The organism is Nonomuraea cavernae, assembly GCF_014646355.1.
GTDB classification, from domain to species: domain Bacteria; phylum Actinomycetota; class Actinomycetes; order Streptosporangiales; family Streptosporangiaceae; genus Nonomuraea; species Nonomuraea cavernae.
In genome coordinates this window covers 93413-111495 of sequence record NZ_BMNH01000014.1, presented here as the reverse complement: position 1 = coordinate 111495, position 18083 = coordinate 93413, and the positions used below count along the sequence as shown (strand labels likewise).

General features: G+C 70.8%; 18 protein-coding genes. 5 read left to right on the top strand and 13 right to left on the bottom strand.

Annotation, left to right across the window (positions count from 1 at the left end; genetic code table 11):
• The first annotated feature begins 6 nt into the window (after positions 1–6).
• Entirely contained in the window at positions 7–780 is a 774-nt protein-coding gene (locus IEY82_RS22465) for an ABC transporter ATP-binding protein (RefSeq protein ID WP_189126165.1), read from the top strand.
• A 1-nt stretch (position 781) separates the two neighbouring features.
• Positions 782–3271: an ABC transporter permease gene (locus tag IEY82_RS22460; RefSeq protein ID WP_189126164.1), complete on the top strand. Its 2490-nt coding sequence runs from the start codon at positions 782–784 to the stop codon at positions 3269–3271.
• A 144-nt stretch (positions 3272–3415) separates the two neighbouring features.
• On the opposite strand, the gene IEY82_RS22455 is transcribed toward IEY82_RS22460, so the two are convergent.
• From IEY82_RS22455 to rph, 5 genes are all read right to left on the bottom strand, one after another.
• Positions 3416–3685 carry an SUKH-4 family immunity protein gene (locus tag IEY82_RS22455; protein ID WP_189126163.1) on the bottom strand — a complete coding sequence of 90 codons (270 nt, stop codon included), beginning with the start codon at positions 3683–3685 and terminating at the stop codon, positions 3416–3418.
• Positions 3682–4329: a toxin glutamine deamidase domain-containing protein gene (locus IEY82_RS22450; RefSeq protein ID WP_225263503.1), complete on the bottom strand. Its 648-nt coding sequence runs from the start codon at positions 4327–4329 to the stop codon at positions 3682–3684. The genes IEY82_RS22455 and IEY82_RS22450 overlap by 4 nt, the downstream gene beginning before the upstream one ends.
• A 766-nt stretch (positions 4330–5095) precedes the next feature.
• A complete protein-coding gene (locus tag IEY82_RS22445; protein WP_225263504.1) occupies positions 5096–6715 on the bottom strand; it encodes a molybdopterin-dependent oxidoreductase in 1620 nt (539 codons plus the stop codon).
• A 47-nt stretch (positions 6716–6762) separates the two neighbouring features.
• Entirely contained in the window at positions 6763–7365 is a 603-nt protein-coding gene (rdgB, locus tag IEY82_RS22440) for an RdgB/HAM1 family non-canonical purine NTP pyrophosphatase (protein WP_189126161.1), read from the bottom strand.
• A complete protein-coding gene (gene rph, locus IEY82_RS22435) occupies positions 7362–8081 on the bottom strand; it encodes a ribonuclease PH (protein WP_189126160.1) in 720 nt (239 codons plus the stop codon). The genes rdgB and rph overlap by 4 nt, the downstream gene beginning before the upstream one ends.
• Positions 8082–8134: 53 nt before the next feature.
• Here rph and IEY82_RS22430 point away from each other — a divergent pair, with 53 nt between their 5' ends.
• On the top strand, positions 8135–9391 hold the full coding sequence (locus IEY82_RS22430; protein WP_308425857.1) for an MFS transporter: 1257 nt from the start codon (positions 8135–8137) through the stop codon (positions 9389–9391).
• Here IEY82_RS22430 and IEY82_RS22425 read toward each other — a convergent pair.
• From IEY82_RS22425 to IEY82_RS22415, 3 genes are all read right to left on the bottom strand, one after another.
• Positions 9376–10128 carry an MBL fold metallo-hydrolase gene (locus IEY82_RS22425; RefSeq protein ID WP_189126158.1) on the bottom strand — a complete coding sequence of 251 codons (753 nt, stop codon included), beginning with the start codon at positions 10126–10128 and terminating at the stop codon, positions 9376–9378. The genes IEY82_RS22430 and IEY82_RS22425 overlap by 16 nt on opposite strands.
• On the bottom strand, positions 10082–10948 hold the full coding sequence (gene murI, locus IEY82_RS22420) for a glutamate racemase (RefSeq protein ID WP_189126157.1): 867 nt from the start codon (positions 10946–10948) through the stop codon (positions 10082–10084). The genes IEY82_RS22425 and murI overlap by 47 nt, the downstream gene beginning before the upstream one ends.
• 65 nt (positions 10949–11013) lie before the next feature.
• Positions 11014–11805, bottom strand: a complete 792-nt coding sequence (locus IEY82_RS22415) for a thioesterase family protein (RefSeq protein ID WP_189126156.1) — start codon at positions 11803–11805, stop codon at positions 11014–11016.
• 301 nt (positions 11806–12106) lie between these two features.
• Between IEY82_RS22415 and IEY82_RS22410 the strand changes: the two genes are divergently transcribed.
• On the top strand, positions 12107–14095 hold the full coding sequence (locus tag IEY82_RS22410; protein WP_189126233.1) for a DUF3352 domain-containing protein: 1989 nt from the start codon (positions 12107–12109) through the stop codon (positions 14093–14095).
• A 42-nt stretch (positions 14096–14137) separates the two neighbouring features.
• On the opposite strand, the gene IEY82_RS22405 is transcribed toward IEY82_RS22410, so the two are convergent.
• From IEY82_RS22405 to clpS, 5 genes are all read right to left on the bottom strand, one after another.
• Positions 14138–15085 carry a PLP-dependent cysteine synthase family protein gene (locus IEY82_RS22405; protein ID WP_189126155.1) on the bottom strand — a complete coding sequence of 316 codons (948 nt, stop codon included), beginning with the start codon at positions 15083–15085 and terminating at the stop codon, positions 14138–14140.
• A 1-nt stretch (position 15086) separates the two neighbouring features.
• Positions 15087–15359, bottom strand: a complete 273-nt coding sequence (locus IEY82_RS22400) for a MoaD/ThiS family protein (protein ID WP_189126154.1) — start codon at positions 15357–15359, stop codon at positions 15087–15089.
• Between the two features lie 140 nt (positions 15360–15499).
• Positions 15500–15901, bottom strand: coding sequence for a M67 family metallopeptidase (locus IEY82_RS22395; RefSeq protein WP_189126153.1), 402 nt, complete (start codon positions 15899–15901; stop codon positions 15500–15502).
• A gap of 10 nt (positions 15902–15911) precedes the next feature.
• Positions 15912–16442 carry a DUF2017 domain-containing protein gene (locus IEY82_RS22390; RefSeq protein ID WP_189126152.1) on the bottom strand — a complete coding sequence of 177 codons (531 nt, stop codon included), beginning with the start codon at positions 16440–16442 and terminating at the stop codon, positions 15912–15914.
• Positions 16443–16452: 10 nt separating this feature from the next.
• On the bottom strand, positions 16453–16755 hold the full coding sequence (clpS, locus tag IEY82_RS22385) for an ATP-dependent Clp protease adapter ClpS (protein ID WP_263648343.1): 303 nt from the start codon (positions 16753–16755) through the stop codon (positions 16453–16455).
• Between the two features lie 43 nt (positions 16756–16798).
• On the opposite strand from clpS, the gene IEY82_RS22380 reads away from it, so the two are divergent.
• A complete protein-coding gene (locus tag IEY82_RS22380; RefSeq protein ID WP_189126232.1) occupies positions 16799–18076 on the top strand; it encodes a nicotinate phosphoribosyltransferase in 1278 nt (425 codons plus the stop codon).
• Positions 18077–18083 lie beyond the last annotated feature (7 nt).

Genomic DNA, 18083 nt, shown 5'->3' with positions numbered 1-18083 from the left:
TTCCGGATGAAGTCCGAAGGAGTGCACGTGACCCTCACCGAGACCCGGCGCCAGGCCCCTCCCGCCGTGGTGGCCCGCGCCCTGACCAAGATCTACGGCCAGGGCGACGCCCGGGTCCACGCCCTGCGCGGGGTGGACGTGGCCTTCGCCACGGGCGCGTTCACCGCGATCATGGGTCCGTCCGGCTCGGGCAAGTCCACACTGATGCACTGCCTGGCCGGTCTCGACACGGCCACCTCCGGCACCGTGCACGTCGGCGACGTGGAGCTGACCGGGCTGAGCGACAAGCGGCTGACGTTGCTGCGCCGGGAGCGGATCGGGTTCGTCTTCCAGGCGTTCAACCTGCTGCCGACGCTGACCGCCGAGCAGAACATCCGGCTGCCGCTGGAGATCGCCGCCCGGCAGGCGGACCAGGTGCTGTTCGACCGGGTCATCGAGACGGTCGGGCTGGCGGACCGGCTCGGCCACCGGCCCGCCGAGCTGTCCGGAGGGCAGCAGCAGCGCGTGGCCGTGGCCAGGGCGCTGATCAGCAAACCCCAGGTGATCTTCGCCGACGAGCCCACCGGCAACCTCGACTCGCGCAGCGGCGCGGAGGTGCTGTCCTTCCTGCGCGCCTCGGTGCGCGAACTGGGACAGACCATTGTCATGGTGACGCACGACCCGGTGGCGGCCGCGTACGCCGACCGGGTGGTGTTCCTGCGTGACGGCGAGCTGGTCAGCGACCTGGCCGCGCCCACGCCGCAGTCGGTGCTCGACACGCTGATGAGGCTGGAGGGCTGACGTGCTGAGAACGACACTGGCCGGGCTGCGCGCGTACCGGCTCAGGCTGCTGCTCACCTCACTGGCGATCACGCTGGGCGTGGGCTTCATCGCGGGCACGTTCGTGCTCACCGACACCGTCCGGGCGGGGTTCTCACAGCGGGTCACGGCCGAGGCGGACAAGGTCGGCGTCGCCGTCCTGCCCAAGGGCGAGCGCTCCTCGCTGCCCGTACGGCTGCTGGAGCGGGTGCGCGCCGTGCCGGGCGTGCTCGACGCGCAGGGCCTGGTACGTGGGAAGGCTCCGCTGCTGGGCAAGGACGGCCGGGCGGTGGGTGACCTGGCCACCACGGCCATCTCGATCGTCCCGGGCCCGCTGGACCGCGCCACCATCGTCAGCGGCACCGGCCCGGGATCCGACGACCGGACGGCGGTGCTCGACAAGAACACCGCCAGGACGCACGGTTTCCGGGTCGGCGACACCATCACCGTGCTCGACTCCGGCCGGCGCGAACACCGGTTCAGGCTGGTCGGCCTGCTCGATCCGGGCGTCGACCAGGAGCTCGCCTACACCGGCGCGCTCGGTTTCACCACGGCCACGGCCCAGCGGATGACCGGCGAGAAGGGCTTCCACGAGATCGACGTCGCCGGCGCCGACCCGGCACGGCTCAAGCAGGCCGTGGCCGCGGTGGCGGGGCCGGGCGTCGAGGTGCTGACCGGTGAGGAGCTGGCCGCCGACCTGGCCAGCCGGGCCGGGGTCCAGATGGAGGCGCTGACCGTCGCGCTGCTGATGTTCGGCCTGGTGGCGATGCTGGTGGCCGCGCTGGTCATCTACAACACGTTCAACATCCTGGTGGCGCAGCGCACCAGGGAGCTGGCCCTGCTGCGCTGCATCGGCGCCACGCGCGGGCAGGTGTTCGGCTCGATCCTGATCGAGTCGGTCGTCGTCGGGCTGGTCTCGGCCGTCCTCGGCCTGCTGGCCGGCTACGGGCTGGGGGCGGTGACACTGAGGGTCCTGACCGCCCTGGAGGCGCCGCTGCCGACCGACGCGCCCGTGACGCTGTCCGCGCCGGCGATCGTGGCGGGGCTGACCATCGGCCTGCTGGTCACCGTGGGCGCGGCGCTGCTGCCCGCGCGGACGGCCACGCACGTCGCGCCGATCGCGGCGCTGCGCACGCAGGCCGAGCAACGGACGTTCCGCGCCGGTCTGCTCCGGGTGCTGTCCGCCGCGCTCTTCCTCCTCGCGGGTCTCGGCACTGCCGCCGTCGGCGCGCTGGTCATGCCACCCGGCCAGCAGGTCTCGCTGGTCGTCGTCATGGGCGGGGGCGTGCTGACCTTCCTGGGGGTGCTGATCATCGGGCCGGTGCTGGTCAAGCCGCTCAGCGCCCTGGTGGGCTGGATCCCGCGCAAACTGTTCGGCGTGCCGGGACGGCTGGCCGTGGACAACGCGGGCCGTAATCCGCGCCGCGCCGCGACCACGACGGTGGCGCTGACCATCGGGGTGACGCTGATGACGCTGATCTCGGTGGTCACCGCCTCCACGCGGGTGACGGTGGCCGACAAGCTCGACGAGCAGTTCCCCATCGACTACCTGCTGGTCACGCAGGAACGCGACGCGAGCATCCCCCGCTCGGTGGGCGAGAGCCTGCGCGGACGGCCGGAGCTGACCTCGGTGGTGCAGATCCGCGACACCAGGGCCGGAGTGGGCGGCCACCGGGTCGAGGTCGGCACGTTCAGCGGTCCGATCAGCCCGGATGTCACGGCCGGCGCGATGGGCGACCTCGGGCCCGGCCAGGTCGCGATCGCCGCTCCGACGGCTCAGCGGCTCGGCGTACGGGCCGGTGACACCGTGGCCGTGCGGACGAAGGCGGCCGGCACGGTGTCGCTGGAGGTGGTGGCCCTCTTCGGCGGAGAGTCGCCACTGCCGGCGCTCACGGTGGCCGAGCCGGAGTTCGACCGCTACTTCGGGGCGGTGCCCGACTCGCGGGTGTTGATCAACGCCGCCGACGGCGTGCCGGCCGATCGGGCGCGCGGCGTGGTGGACGCGGCTGTCGCCGGCCATCCGACGATCAAGGTGTCGAGCTCGACCGAGGTACGCGGCCAGTTCGACGAAACCCTGGATATGATGCTTTTGATCATCACCGGGCTGCTGGGCCTGGCGATCCTCATCTCACTGCTCGGCATCGCCAACACGTTGTCCCTGTCCGTCCACGAACGCACCCGGGAGTCGGCCTTGCTGCGAGCCCTCGGGCTGACCGGGGCGCAGTTGCGGCGGATGCTCTCGGTCGAGGCACTGGTGCTCGGCCTGATCGGCGCGCTGGTCGGGGTGGCACTCGGTGGCGTGTTCGGCTGGGCGGCCATCCGGGCGATGCTAGACGGCGCCGTGTTCTCGGCGCCGCTGGGGCAGATCGCGCTCTTCGTGGCGCTCTCAGGACTGGCGGGCGTCCTGGCCGCGGTGCTGCCCGCGCGCCGCGCGGCCCGGGCGTCGATCGTCGAATCTCTGACAACCGGATGAATCGACTATGTTCGGCGATTTAGGCATAAAGCCCGATATAGGGGCTAGAAGACGTGCGGGCCACGGCGAGTTGCATCCTTATGGCCCGCACAGGCAGGGCCGGGCGTCCCATGGGGGCGGCGCCCGGTCCTGAGCCGGGTCCGTTCAGCGCGGGGTGCGGCCGGGCCACAGCTCGGCGACCGTCTCGGGATCTAGCAGCGGCCTGATCGCCACCTCGCCCGTGACCTTGTCGATCACGATGCAGCCGCTGCCGGCCGTGCTCGGCAGGGTCGTCGGATCGTCCGGATCGGGCTCGCGCACCCAGGCGACGTACCCCTCGTCGAACCCGTAGATCCCCACCGGAACCGGATCCTCCACGGGTCGCGCGCCGTTGAAGTACTCCTCCGCCAGTGCCCTGGCCTGGTCGTGGTTCATCGTGGCCGGCCCTGCCTGTCGACGATGACGCAGAAGACGCCGGTCACCGTGGTGTACGGAGGTTCGACCGACATGTGACCGCGCTGCGCGTCGATCCAGATCACCTCGCCACCGGAGTTGACCGCGTTCCACGCGTGCGAGCCGCCTCCGGGCCAGCGCACCACGATGACGGCCGAGGCGCCGTGCCCGGCCTCCACCAGCCGTCTCGCCACCGTGGGGTACGCGCGCCGCCCCTGGCCGGCGTAGGTGAACCGATGCCCGACCCACCGCTCGATCCGCGCCGTCCCGCCGCTCTCGCCGGTGACCAGCGGCCTGCCGATCCGGTCGTACTCGGGCCGCCTGGGCGCGGCGGCGACCGGCTCACCGTGCCAGGTGGACAGCACGGCCAGCGCGCAGTCGGCCGCGTTGGAGGCCCGGAACGGGTCGTCGGCCGGCCCTCCGCCGTTGATCAGCCTGACCCAGGTGCCGCGCGGATCGGGAAACCTCACCCCTGGCGGCACCGCGAGGACGAGGTCCTGCTCCACCTGCGGGTCCGGCTGCGCCAGCCCTCCTGGCACACCGTACGGCCGGCACGTCGCCAGCGGCGGCGGCCGATCCGGCCGGTCGAACCAGTCACTCAGCACCGGAGCCGCGACGGCGGGCACCTCGGCCCCGGACGTCGCCCTCTCCCCGGCCGCTTGGTCTGGACCGGCGGAAGAGCTCCCGGTCCTTCCGGGCTTGTCCAAACGGCCCGGGCCCCCCGAGCCACCCGAGCCCCCGCCGCCCCAGGAACCCTCGGAACCGCCGAGACCTCCCGAACCGGACCCACCCGAACCGCCGGGAACCTCCGACTCGCCGGAACCTCCAGAACCGTTCGGACTTCCAGAACGGTTCGGACTTCCAGCACCGTCCGGATTTCCAACACCGTTCGGGGGGACCGGCCTGTCTGGATCTCCGGCACCATTCGGAGAGACTGGACCGATCAGATCTTCGGCACTCTTCGAAGCGACCGGACCGTTCAGATCTCCGAAACCATTCGAAGAGACCGGACCGTTCAGATCTTCGGCGCCGTTCGAAGCGACCGGACCGTTCGAAGCGACCGGACCGTTAGGAGCGTCCGAGTTCGGAGCACCCGGCCCGTCCGGCCCGTTCGGACCGGGCGGATCGTCGGGGTCCGGTTCGGCGGCGCGTTCGTAGTCGCGCCAGCGCAGCCCGTCGCCGACCACGGGATCGTAGTGGCCCTCGGGAAGGGCCCATCGGACGTTCGGCTTGCGGTCGCGGAACACGGCCTGCCTCCTGTCATGCTCGACGACCGATCGTAGGGCCCCCGCCCCCGCCCAGGAGGGGCAGTCAGGGAAGTTCCCCGGGCCGAACTATCCCCCGTACCAGCACAAACACCGAGAACAATGACATCCGGCGGGACGGCGGCCGTCAGCCCACCTTGACGGTGATGGTGTGCCAGCCAGTGGCTCCGTCGGGTGCCGGAGGAGCCTGCCGCTCGGTCTGGGTGCGCCCTGCGGCGTCGGTGGCGCGCACCTCGATGGTGTGCCGGCCCGCGGGCGCGTCCCAGTCGAGCGCCCACTGCCGCCACGTGTCGGGGCCGGGCACCTGGGCCAGCCGGGCCCGCTGCCACGCGCCACGATCGACCCGCACCTCCACGGCGTCGATCCCGGTGTGCTGCGCCCAGGCGACCCCGGCGATCGTGGTGCGGCCAGGCTCCAACGACGCCCCCGACCCGGGCAGGTCGATGCGCGACTGGGTCTTGATCGGAGCCTGGGCCGCCCAGCCGCGCGGCGTCCAGTACGCCTCGTCCCGGTCGAACCGGGTCACCTTGACGTCCACGACCCACTTGGTGGCCGAGACGTACCCGTACAGTCCGGGCACCACCTGGCGCACCGGGAAGCCGTGGTCCACCGGGAGGACCTCGCCGTTCATCGCGATGGCGAAGAGCGCGTCGCGACCGTCGGTCACCACGTCGACCGGGGTGCCGCAGGTGAAGCCGTCGTGGGAGGTGGACAGCAGCATGTCGGCCCCCGACTGGATCCCGGCCTCGCGCAGCAGGTCGGCCATCCGGACGCCGAGCCAGCGGGCGTTGCCCACGTACGGACCGCCCACCTCGTTGGACACGCACGCCAGCGTGACGTCGGCCTCGGTGAGCGGCCGCCTGAGCAGGTCGGCGTAGGTGAGCTCGATCGGGCGGTCGACCATGCCGTGGATGCGCAGCGTCCAGGTCTCGGGATCGACCTGGGGGACGACGAGCGCGGTGTCGACCCGGTAGAAGCCCTGATTCGCCGTGACGAACGGTGACAGGCCGTTGATCCCGAAGTCCACTCCCGGAGGCAACGGACGGGCCGGCACGGCGGGGGCGGGCAGTTTCACCGCGACCCGGGCGGAGTCGACCATCGCCCGTCCCGTCAGCTCCCGGCCGAGCACCGCGGCGGCCCCCGCGATCACCACGCCACCCGCCGCGCCGGTCAGCAGCCGACGCCGGTCGAAGGCGTACGGCTCGCCCCCGGCCCGCATCACCGCCGGCCGTTCCACCCCCGCCGCCCCCTGCGGCGGCTCCTCCCGCTCCCCCGCCGTCCCGCCCGGGACGGGCTGACCCGACGGGGTGGTGATGCGGCGGATCAGCCACCGAAGGGCCCAGGCGCCGGCGAGCACGCCCACCACGGTCGGCAGCACGTCGAGCGGGCGGCTACCGGGCCGGGTGAGCACGGCCAGCACGCCCACCACCCCGAACGCGGCCAGCCCCGCGTATCCGAGGACGAGCCGGCGACGAGCCAGGATCCCGATCGCGGTGGCCACCAGGGCGAGCACCACGAGCACTCCGCCGATGAGGACGGCCTTGTCGTTCTCGCCGAAGGTCTCGATCGCGAAGTCCTTGACGGGCGGCGGCGCCAGGTCGACCGCGACATCGCCGACGGCCACGACCGGGAACGTCCCGGGCCCCACGATCCCCGCGACGAGCTGGGCCACCCCGAGGGCGACGCACCCGGCGACCAGCCCCGCGAGCGCGCCGGCCCAGCCGGGCACCACGTGTTTCCTCTGCACATGTCCGACGCTACGCCCGTGTGGGCGAAGGGGTTCTTACGCGGTGGTTACGAGGGAGCCAGAAGGTCGCGGACGATCGGCGCCATCGCCCGGAAGGCGCGGCCACGGTGGCTGATCGCGTCCTTCTCCTCGGGCGCGAACTCGGCCGTGGTGCGGGTCTCGCCCTCGGGCACGAAGATCGGGTCGTAGCCGAACCCGTTGCCGCCACGCGGCGTGGTGACGAGGTGCCCCGGCAGGACGCCTTCGACCACCCGCGACTCACCCGAGGGCAGCGCGAGCGCGGCGGCGCAGGTGAAGCGGGCGGTCAGCAGCTCGGCGGGCACGTCGGAGACCTGTCGGAGCAGCAGCTCCAGGTTGGCCCGGTCGTCACCGTGGCGCCCCGACCAGCGGGCCGAGAACACCCCCGGCATTCCGTTGAGCACGTCGACGCAGAGGCCGGAGTCGTCGGCGACCGCGGGCAGCCCCGACTGCTGGGCCACGGCGCGCGCCTTGAGCAGGGCGTTGGCCTCGAAGGTGACGCCGGTCTCGGCGACGTCACCGATGGCGGGGAACGCGTCGAGGCCGACGACCTGGAGGTCGGCGAACTCCGACAGGATGCGCCGCAGCTCAGCGATCTTGCCCGGGTTGCGGGTCGCCAGCACGATCTTCACCGGCCCAGTGCCTCCTGCTGGATCAGCGTCAGCTCCTCGCAGCCGGCCACGGCGAGGTCGAGCAGTTGGTCGAGCGCGCCCCGGTCGAACGGCGCGCCCTCGGCGGTGCCCTGCACCTCGACGAAGCTGCCCGTGCCGGTCATGACGACGTTCATGTCGGTCTCGGCCGCGACGTCCTCGGTGTAGCAGAGGTCGAGCATCGGCACCGCGCCGACCACGCCGACGGACACGGCCGCCACGGAGCCGACGAGCGGGTCGCCCGGGCACATCCTGCGCTCGCGCATCCACCCGATGGCGTCGGCCAGGGCGACATAGGCGCCGGTGATGGCGGCGGTCCGGGTGCCGCCGTCGGCCTGCAGGACGTCGCAGTCGAGCAGAACGGAGTTTTCGCCCAGGGCCTTGTAGTCGACGCAGGCCCGCAGCGAGCGGCCGATGAGCCGGGAGATCTCGTGCGTACGGCCGCCGATCTTGCCGCGGACCGACTCACGGTCGTTGCGCGTGTTGGTGGCGCGCGGCAGCATCGCGTACTCGGCCGTCACCCAGCCCTGGCCGCTGCCCCTGCGCCAGCGCGGCACGCTGTCCTGGACGGAGGCGGCACAGAGCACCCTGGTGCCGCCGAACTCCACCAGAACCGAGCCCTCCGCATGGGTGAGCCACTGCCTGGTGATGGTGATCGGGCGGAGCTGGCCGGGGCCACGGCCATCCTGTCGAGACATGCAGATCACCCTATCTCCGCATCACCACACTCTTGACCGATCGAGTCCGACACATGGATCCTTACGCAATGACAACGGGGGTGTTGCGGAGCCCTGATTTCCGCAGATTTCTCGGCTCGCACGTGGCCAACGAACTCGGGGGCAACATCTCACGTGTGGCGCTTCCTCTGGTGGCCGTGCTGGTCCTGCACGCCGGCGCGCTGGAGGTGGGCCTGCTGTCCGCTCTGCAGACGGTGGCCTTCCTGGTGATCGGCCTGCCCGCCGGCGTCTGGGTCGACCGGATGCGCAGGCGGCGCGTGATGGTGGCCGCCGACCTGGTGCGAGGGCTGCTGCTGGCGAGCATCCCGCTGGCGTACACGCTGGGGCTGCTGTCGATCTGGGTGATGTTCGCGGTGGCGCTGCTGGTGGGTGCGGCCCAGGTCTTCAACGACGTCGCCGACCAGACCTACCTGCCCGAGCTGGTGAGCAAGGACGACCTGGGCAGCGGCAACTCCAAGCTGGAGTTCGTCCGGGCGGGCGGCTCCCTGGCCGGTCCCAGCGCGGGTGGCGCGCTGGTGCAGTTGCTCGGCGCGCCCGTCACCGTCCTGGCCACGGCGCTGACCTCGCTCGGCTCGGCCCTCCTGCTCGGCTCGATCAGGACGCCCGACCGCCTGGCGCCACGCGCCGAGGAACGTCCGGGCATGTGGAGCGGCATCCGTGAGGGGCTGGCGTTCGTCTGGGAGGACCGGCTGTTACGCGCGATCACCGTCACGACCGCCGGCACCAATCTGTGCCTCAGCGCCGTGCTCGGGCTGTCGGTGCTGTTCCTGGCCGAGGTGGTGCGATTACCGCCCGGGTTGATCGGCGTGCTGCTCATGTCGGGCGCGGTGGGCGGCCTGCTGGGCGGTCTCACCGGAGGATGGCTGTTCAAGAGGTACGGCACGGCCCGGGTGACCTGGCTGGCCATCTCCGTGACGTCGCCCTTCGGCTTGCTGTTGCCGATGACGCAGGCCGACTGGCGGATGTCGTTCTTCAGCATCACCTCGATCGCGCTGTCCTGGGGCGCGATCCTCTACAACGTGGGGCAACTGACCTACCGGCAGACGGTCGCCCCGGAGCACATGCTCGGCAGGGTCAACGCGACGGTGAGGTTCGTCGTCTGGAGCACGATGCCGCTGGGGGCGCTGCTCGGTGGGGTGGTGGCCCAGCAGATCGGGGTGCGGCAGGCGCTCTGGGTGTTCATGGGCGGCCGGTTGATCTCGTTCGTCCCGTTGCTGTTCTCGCCGTTGCCTCGGTTGCGCGACTTCGCGCAGCTTCAGGCCAAGTCGTAGACGGCGCCGCTCCTGGCCAGCTCGATCGGGCCGCCGTAGGAGCCGCAGCAGGCCTCGTCGAGAACCCGGGACTGGTCGTTCCAGGGCACCAGGTGCGTGAGCACGAGCCGGCCGGCGCCGGCCTTGGCGGCGTGCTCGGCGGCCTGGCGGCCCGTCAGGTGCAGGCCGGCGGGCAGGTCCGGCTGGTCGACGAACGACGCCTCGCACAGGAACAGGTCGGTGTCCCCGGCCAGCTTCACCAGCTCGGCCGACTCGCCCGTGTCGCCGGAGTAGGCGACGCTCCTGCCGCCGTGGGAGACGCGGAACCCGTACGCCTCGACCGGATGGTTGACCAGCCCGGCGGTCACGGTGAACGGCCCGATCCCGAACGTCCCCGGCTCCAGCCGGGTGAAGTCGAAGGCGGTCTCCAGGCCCGGCTCGTCCGGCATGCCGTAGGCGGCGGCCAGCCGGCGCGGCGCGTCGACCGGCGCGTGCACCGGCACCCGCGGGTACGGCGCGCCCGGCCCGTACGTGCGCACCACGTGATAGCCGCACAGGTCGAGGCAGTGGTCGGCGTGCAGGTGGGACAGGCAGATGGCGTCGACGTCGTAGAGGCTGATGTGCCGTTGGAGCGCGCCCAGCGCTCCCATGCCGAGATCCAGCAGCAGCCGGAAGCCCTCGGCCTCCAGCAGGTAGCAGGACGCGGGGCTGTCAGGACCGGGGAAGCTCCCCGAGCAGCCGATGATGGTCACCTTCATGTGGGCCTCCGTTAGAGGTAGTACCCCCCACCGGTGTGACTTCGACCGCGTCGATCTCCGGGCCCAGGAAGCGGCGTCCGAGCTGGCCGAACAGGGTGGAATCGCCGGTGGCGCGGAAGCGGTGCCGGGGGGTGGCCTCACTTCCCGCCGCCAGGTCACGGTCGTGCAGGATCCGATAGACGTCCTTGGCCGTCTCGTCGGCGCTGGAGACCAGCGTGACCCCGTCGCCGGCGACGTAGGAGATGGCGCCGGTGAGCAGCGGGTAGTGGGTGCAGCCGAGGATGAGGGTGTCGCACTCGGCCTCCTGGACGGGCCGGAGGTATTCGCGTACGACCTCGATGAGCTCCTCGCTCGCCGTCTCCCCTCGTTCGACGTACTCCACCAGGCGTGGGGCGGCCACGCCGGTGAGCCGGACGTCGGGAGCGGCGGTGAAGGCGTCGTGGTAGGCCATCGACTGGATGGTGGCCCGGGTGGCGATCACGCCGACCCTGCCGGTGCGGGTGGCGCGCACCGCGCGCCGGGTGGCCGGCTGGATCACCTCGACGACCGGCACGTCGTAACGCTCGCGGGCGTCGCGCAGCACGGCGGCGCTGGCGCTGTTGCACGCGATCACCAGCATCTTGACGTCGTGCTCGACGAGGTGGTCCATCACCTCCAGCGCGTAGGTGCGCACCTCGGCGAGGCGCCTCGGGCCGTAGGGCTGACGGGCGGTGTCAGCCACGTAGGTGATGGACTCATGAGGCAGCTGATCGATGATCGCTCTGGCGACCGTCAGACCGCCCACCCCGCTGTCGAAGATCCCAATGCTCGCGTCCGGCACCCTTCAGAGGGTAGGCGACCTGCGGGATTCTCTCTGCGTAAGAATGCTCACAGTGCTCGTTCGTGTCACCCGCGTCCCACGCGAGCCAGCTGGCGTGACTGCGCGACGAGCCGCCCCGCCGAGTCCCAGACCTCGACGTCCTCGTCGAACCAGCCGTCGGAGATGAGCCGGCCGCCGCCGATCAGCGTGAGCCAGCCGGGGGCCGGCAGCGCCCGCAGGTGCCAGGTCAGGTCGACGGTCGGCGCCCAGCCACGGGCGCCCGCCGAGAACACCACGGGCGGCAGCGCGTCGACCGCGAGGGCCAGCACGTAGGGGTCGGGGTCCTGGGGCTCGGCCATCCTGAAGTAGGCGCGCGACTCGGGGCGGCCCGTCGGCTCGCCGTTCAACCAGCCGACGGTGGGCGGGTCGAAGCGCATCTCCATGCGGGCGTTGAGCGTCATGTTGGACTCGGGCTTGGGGTCCGGCAGTTTCAGGCACTCCTCGGGGGGCGGCATGACATATCCCGCTTTGTCGGCGTACGCGGGCTCGGCGTCGCCGAGGGTGGCCGTGGTGACCAGGCTCTCGATCTGCGTCACGCCGTCCTGGACGAGCGTCGCCCTGCTGAAGGCCACGGTCCGGCCCGCCTTGAGCTGCTCGACCACGACCCGCGCGGGGCCGGCGGCGGGCGACCGGTGAAACTGCGAGGTCGTGCTGACGGGGTGATCGAACGGCGAGGAGTCCACCACCGCGCGGAGGACGACGGCCATCAGGTATCCACCGTTGAGCGGGCCGCCGATCGCGTATCCGGGATCGAGGCAGACGTCATAGGTGCTCTCGTCCACCCGGATCGCCTGCGTGGCCTCGTCGAACTTGGTCATCAGCCCTGCCTTTGAATCCGAACTTTATTCTAGTAGCCCCATACTCTACGGCATTCGTCCATCAAAGCGCCGACCTGGGAAAACGCCCTCGAATGGGACAGTTCGAGCATGGCAAGTGGTGCGCGGGACGCGCAGTCGTGCCGTGGTCGGCGGTGGAGGACTACGAGGGCGAGGCCCACCTCAACACAGGGCGTAAAGAGGTCACTTGGGCATGAATCTTGACTTCAGCACATTGCAAGCGCCCGTCTAGCAACATCAGCTACCTTCACTGTGGTCATAAGTCCACATTGTGAGTTGAGTGATGTCTGCGAATAATCCCCCTAGTGGCCAGGATCCCGACCGGACCACGGCATACCGTTGGAATCCCGAGCAGGAGCCCGCGAACCCTCCGCTTTCACCGGGCCAGCCATACCCACCGCAGTCCTATGGCCAGCAGTCCCAGTACGGGCGGCAGGCGTCCTCGGGCCAGCAGGACCCGTACGGGCAGCAGGCGTCCTACGGCCAGCCCGACCACGGGCAGGCCGCCTTCCAGCAGCAGGCCGGCTACAACCAGCAGCCCTACGGCCAGCAGTCGCACGGTCAGCACTCACATGGTCAGCAGGGCTACGGCCAGCAGCCGCACGAGCAGCAGGGCCACGGCCAGCAGGGCTACGGCCAGCAGCAGGGTTACGCGCAGCAGCAGGGCTACGGCCAGCAGCCGCCCACCCGGCGGGACCCCTACGCGCAGCAGGCCCCGTACACACAGCAGGCGCACTACGGGCAGCAGCCGCAGTACGGCCAGCAGGATCCGTACGCGCAGGCCGGTTGGCAGCAGCAGGGCCCGGAGGGCTTCGGCCCCGCCGACCCGCCGAAGAAGGGCCGCAAGGGCTGGATCATGGCCGTCGCGGCCGCCTTGGCCGTGGTGGTGCTCGGTGGCGGCGCCGTGTGGGCCGTGGGCGCGATCGGCGGTGGGGGCACGCAGCCGCACGAGGTGCTGCCCGCCGCCGCCGTGGCCTACGTCCGGTTCGACCTGGACCCCGCGGCCAACCAGAAGGTGGCGTTGTTCCAGCTGGCCAGGAAGTTCACCGTCACCAAGGACTCCTTCTCCGGTGAGGACCCGCGCCAGGCGCTGTTCGACGCGATCAAGAAGAGCGACAAGAGCGTCGCCGGCCTCGACTTCGCCAAGGACGTCGACCCCTGGCTGGGCAGCAGGATCGGTATGGCCGTGCTACCGCCGGCGGCGGGCGCCAAGGAACCGGGCGTCGCCGTCGCCGTCCAGGTCAAGGACGAGGCGCTGGCCAAGGCGGGCATCGCCAAGCTGATGAACGGAGAGAAGATCGGGGTCGCCTTCCGCGACGACTACGCGCTGCTCGCCGCCACCCAGGCGGAGGCCGACAAGTACGCCACCGCCGAGGGCAGCCTCGCCGCCAACGGCGACTTCAGCGACGACCTGGACGCTCTCGGCGAACAGGGTGTCCTGTCCTTCTGGGGTCACCTGGGCAAGCTCGCCGAGCTGGCCAAGGGCGAGATGACGGCGGAGCAGACCAAGCTGCTGGGCCAGGCGAAGAACGCCCGGTTCGCGGGCGCGCTCCGCTTCGACAGCGCGTACGTCGAGCTGGCCGGCGCGGTCCGCGGTCTGGAGGGCTTCACCGACGGCGACCCGCAGAGCGCCAACCTGAGCACGCTGCCGGCCAGCACCGCGGGCGCGCTGTCCATCTCGGGCCTCGACCAGATCATCACCAAGCGGTGGGCGGAGATCGAGCAGTCGGCCACCGCCGCCGGCGGAACCGAGTTCAAGCAGTTCGTGGACCAGGCCAAGCAGGCGTACGGCCTGCAGCTGCCCGACGACCTGGCCACCTTCCTGGGCAAGAACCTGACGGTCGCGGTCGACAGCGAGGGCCTGGACAGCGACCAGGTCAAGGGCGGCGTGCGCATCGTCACCGACCCGGCCAAGGCCCAGGCCGTCTTCGACAAGGTCCAGCAGGCGATGACCTCCAGCGGCCAGGCCGCGCCGCAGATCGCCAAGGTCGCGGGCGACGGCACGTTCACCCTGGCCACGTCCGAGGAGTACGCCAAGCAGTTGTCCGCCGAGGGCGAGCTGGGCGAGAACGAGACCTTCACCACGGCCGTCCCCGACGCCGACGCGGCGACCTTCGCCCTGTTCGTCGACCTGGACAAGGTGGAGAAGTACTACCTGGAGAGCATGAAGGGCGACGACAAGGCCAACGCCCAGGTCCTGCGCGCCATCGGCCTCAGCGGCAAGCAGACCGACACCGAGGGCACGTTCTCCCTGCGGGTGCTGTTCAACTGAAGCCCTGACACGTGAAGGGCGGCCGGTCTCCCACCGGCCGCCCTAAGCCCAGAGCTGGCCTTCGAGCCGTTCCTCGGCCTCGTCCAGGGTGCCCTCGTAGGCCCCGGTGGACAGGTACTTCCACCCGCCGTCGGCCACGACGAAGACGATGTCGGCCCGCTCCCCCGCCTTGACCGCCTTGCGGGCCTCGCCCAGGGCGGCGTGCAGCGCGGCCCCGGTGGAGACGCCCGCGAAGATGCCCTCGGCCGACAGCAGCTCACGGGTGCGGCGCAGCGCGTCGACGGAGCCGACCGAGAAGCGCGTGGTCAGCACGGACTCGTCGTAGAGCTCGGGGATGAAGCCCTCGTCCACGTTGCGCAGGCCGTACACGAGCTCTCCGTAGCGCGGCTCGGCGGCCACGATCCGCACGCCGGGCACCCGCTCGCGCAGGAACCTCCCGACGCCCATGAGGGTGCCCGTCGTGCCGAGACCGGCGACGAAATGGGTCACGCCCGGCAGATCCTCAAGGATCTCCGGCCCGGTCGTCTCATAGTGGGAGCGCCAGTTGGCCGGGTTGCCGTACTGGTAGAGCATCACCCAGGACGGATTCTCGGCGGCGAGCCCCTTGGCCACCCGGACGGCCTCGTTGGAGCCGCCGGCGGCGGGCGAGGAGATGATCTCGGCGCCCCACATGCGCAGCAGCTGGCGCCGCTCCTCGGAGGTGTTCTCCGGCATCACGCAGATGAGCCGGTAGCCCTTGAGCTTGGCCGACATGGCCAGTGAGATGCCGGTGTTGCCGCTGGTCGGTTCGAGGATCGTGCAGCCGGGCGTGAGCAGCCCGTCCTTCTCGGCCGCCTCGATCATCCACAGCGCGGGCCGGTCCTTGACCGATCCGGTCGGGTTGCGGTCCTCCAGCTTGGCCCAGACTCGCACGTCGGCGGAGGGCGAGAGCCGGGGAAGACCGACCAGCGGCGTGCGCCCGACGGAGTCGATCAGTGAGTCGAAACGCATGTCAGCCGCCGGCGACGGCCGGCAGCACGGTCACCGTGTCGCCGTCGGACACCGGCGTGCCGAGCCCGCCGAGGAACCGGACGTCCTCGTCGTTGACGTAGACGTTGACGAAACGGCGCAGGTTGCCCTGCTCGACGAGCCGCTCCTTGAGACCCGGGTGGCGGGACTCCAGGTTGCTGATGAGCTCGTCGAGGGTGGCGCCCTCGGCGTCGACGGCCTTGGCGCCGTCGGTGTAGTTACGGAGGATGGTCGGAATGCGAACCTCGATGGCCATCGCGGTCAGTCTCCTCGGATCAGGTCGTCGTTCATCGGCGGCAACACCGATGGCTGGGTGCGAAATTCCAGCTCAACGACAGTCGTAGAGGACGACAGCCGGAGTGTGCGCGAAACGATAACTCTGCACAGGCCGGACCATCATGGGACAAACCTTACCTCTTCCTCGGTGATCTCGCCGTCCAGGATCCGGTAGGAGCGGAACTCCACCTGGTCCTCGTCACGAGTCGAGACGAGCACGTAGTGGGCGTTCGGCTCGGAGGCGTAGGTCACGTCGGTGCGCGAGGGGTAGGCCTCGGTGGCCGTGTGGGAGTGATAGATCACCACGGGCTCCTCGTCGCGCTCGTCCATCTCGCGCCAGACGTGGAACTGCTCCATCGAGTCGAAGCGGTAGAAGGTGGGCGACCGCTCGGCGTTGGCCATCGGGATGAACCGCTCCGGGACACCGTCTCGTCCGGCGATCACGCCACACGCCTCATCGGGGTGGTCGGCCCGCGCATGGGCAACGATCTTGTCCACGAGTTCCTGCGGGATCGTCAGCATGCCCCGGAAGCTACCAGAGGGCCCGGACCAGGGTGTCCTGGAGGTAGGTCAGCCAGTCGTAGGTCACGTAGGCCGGGTAGCGGGGGTCGTCCTCGGACATCATCGCGATCTCGTCGTGGATCTCCTCGGTCACCTCCAGCTTGGTGCCGAGCGCCAGCCGCACGTCGTTGAGGGAGCGCAGCCACGCCTGGGCCTGCTCCGGCGTGAGCTCGCTGCGCCCCGGCCGGGCGGTGTCGAGCATGGTCTGCGCGTCGGCGCGCTTGCCGTCTCGCAGCGTCGCCTCGGTGTAGCGGCGGAACTCCGCCGACTCGTCGGCGTCCTGGTAGGCCGAGGGGAACAACCGCGCCAGCACCGGGTCGTCGGGCGCCTTGCCGCCCGCGGCGCCGATGCCGAGCGCGCGCTCGAGCGGATCGTCACCCGTCTCGCCCGGTGCCACGAGCCCGAGCACCTGCGTGACGAGCGAGCGCAGGATCGAGACCTCCGCCGCCTCGAAGTCGGCGACGACGGCCCCGCCGCGACCTGAAGAGAATCCGGAGCTCACGCGTGCCGCCTCACTTGACCGAATCCGGCTGGAGCGTCGCCCACAGGCCGTAGGAGTGAAGAATCTGCACATCGCGTTCCATCTCTTCACGAGTGCCGCTGGACACCACGGCCTTGCCCTTCTGGTGGACGTCCATCATCAGCTTCTCGGCCTTCTCGCGGGTGTAGCCGAAGACGGTCTGGAAGACATAGGTCACGTAGGACATGAGGTTGACCGGGTCGTTCCAGACGATCGTCACCCATGGCAGATCGGGCCGGACGTCCGTTGACGGACGCTCGACGGCGATTGGAGCGGTGCTACCCACATCCACCATCCTGCCCTACCTCGGCCGTAGTCTTCGAGTCGTGACGACGACCATGAGCACCGCGTTGCTGACAGATCACTATGAGCTGACAATGTTGCAGGCCGCGCTGCGCAGCGGCGCCGCCTCCAGGCGCGCGGTCTTCGAGGTGTTCGCCCGGCATCTGCCCGGTGGCAGGCGGTACGGCGTCGTGTCCGGCACCGGGCGGGTGCTCGACGAGCTGGAACGATTCCGTTTTGGTGACGAAGAGCTTACTTTTCTACGGGACCACCAGGTGGTCGACGAATCCACCCTGGCCTACCTCGCCGACTACCGGTTCTCCGGCGACATCCACGGCTACGCCGAAGGCGATCTCTACTTCCCCGCCTCCCCGATCATGGTGGTGGAGGGCACGTTCGCCGAGTCCGTGCTGCTGGAGACGTTGATCCTGTCGATCCTCAACCACGACTGCGCGATCGCCTCGGCCGCCTCCCGGATGCGCAACGCGGCGGGCGGACGCCCCCTCATCGAGATGGGCTCGCGCCGCACCCACGAGCGCGCCGCCGTCGCCGCCGCCCGCGCCGCCCACCTCGCCGGTTTCGCCTCCACGTCCAACCTGATGGCCGGCCACCTCTACGGCATCCCCACGGCCGGTACGGCGGCGCACGCGTTCACGCTGCTGCACGACTCCGAGAAGGCCGCGTTCGAGGCCCAGGTCGCCTCGCTCGGGCCCGGCACCACGCTGCTGGTCGACACCTACGACGTGGCCGAGGCGGTCCGCACGGCGGTCGAGCTGGTCGGCGCCAAGCTGGGCGCGGTCCGCATCGACTCGGGCGACCTCGGCGCCGCCGCCCAGGAGGTGCGCGAGCAGCTCGACGCGGTCGGCGCCTTCGACACCCGCATCCTGGTCACCTCCGACCTCGACGAGTACGCCATCGCGGCCCTGGCCGCGGCCCCCGTCGACGGCTACGGCGTGGGCACCTCGCTGGTGACCGGGTCGGGCGTGCCCACGGCGGCGCTGGTCTACAAGATGGTGGCCCGCGAGACCGCCGGGGGCCGGATGGAGCCCGTCGCCAAGCGCTCGGTCGGCAAGCCGTCGCGCGGCGGACGCAAGCGCGCGTACCGGCTGTTCGACGAGCACGGACGGGCCGAGACCGAGCTGATCACCACCTCGGACGTGGTGCCGGAAGGCGGTGTCCCGCTGCTGCGCGAGCTGGTGCGCGACGGCCGCACCGTCGGCGCGGAGCCGCTCTCCGCCGCCCGCGAGCGTCACGCCGAAGCGGTCGCGCTGCTCCCCCTTGAGGCGTTGCACCTCGCGCGCGGCTACGCGGCGATCCCGACCGAGTTCGCCTGACGTATCG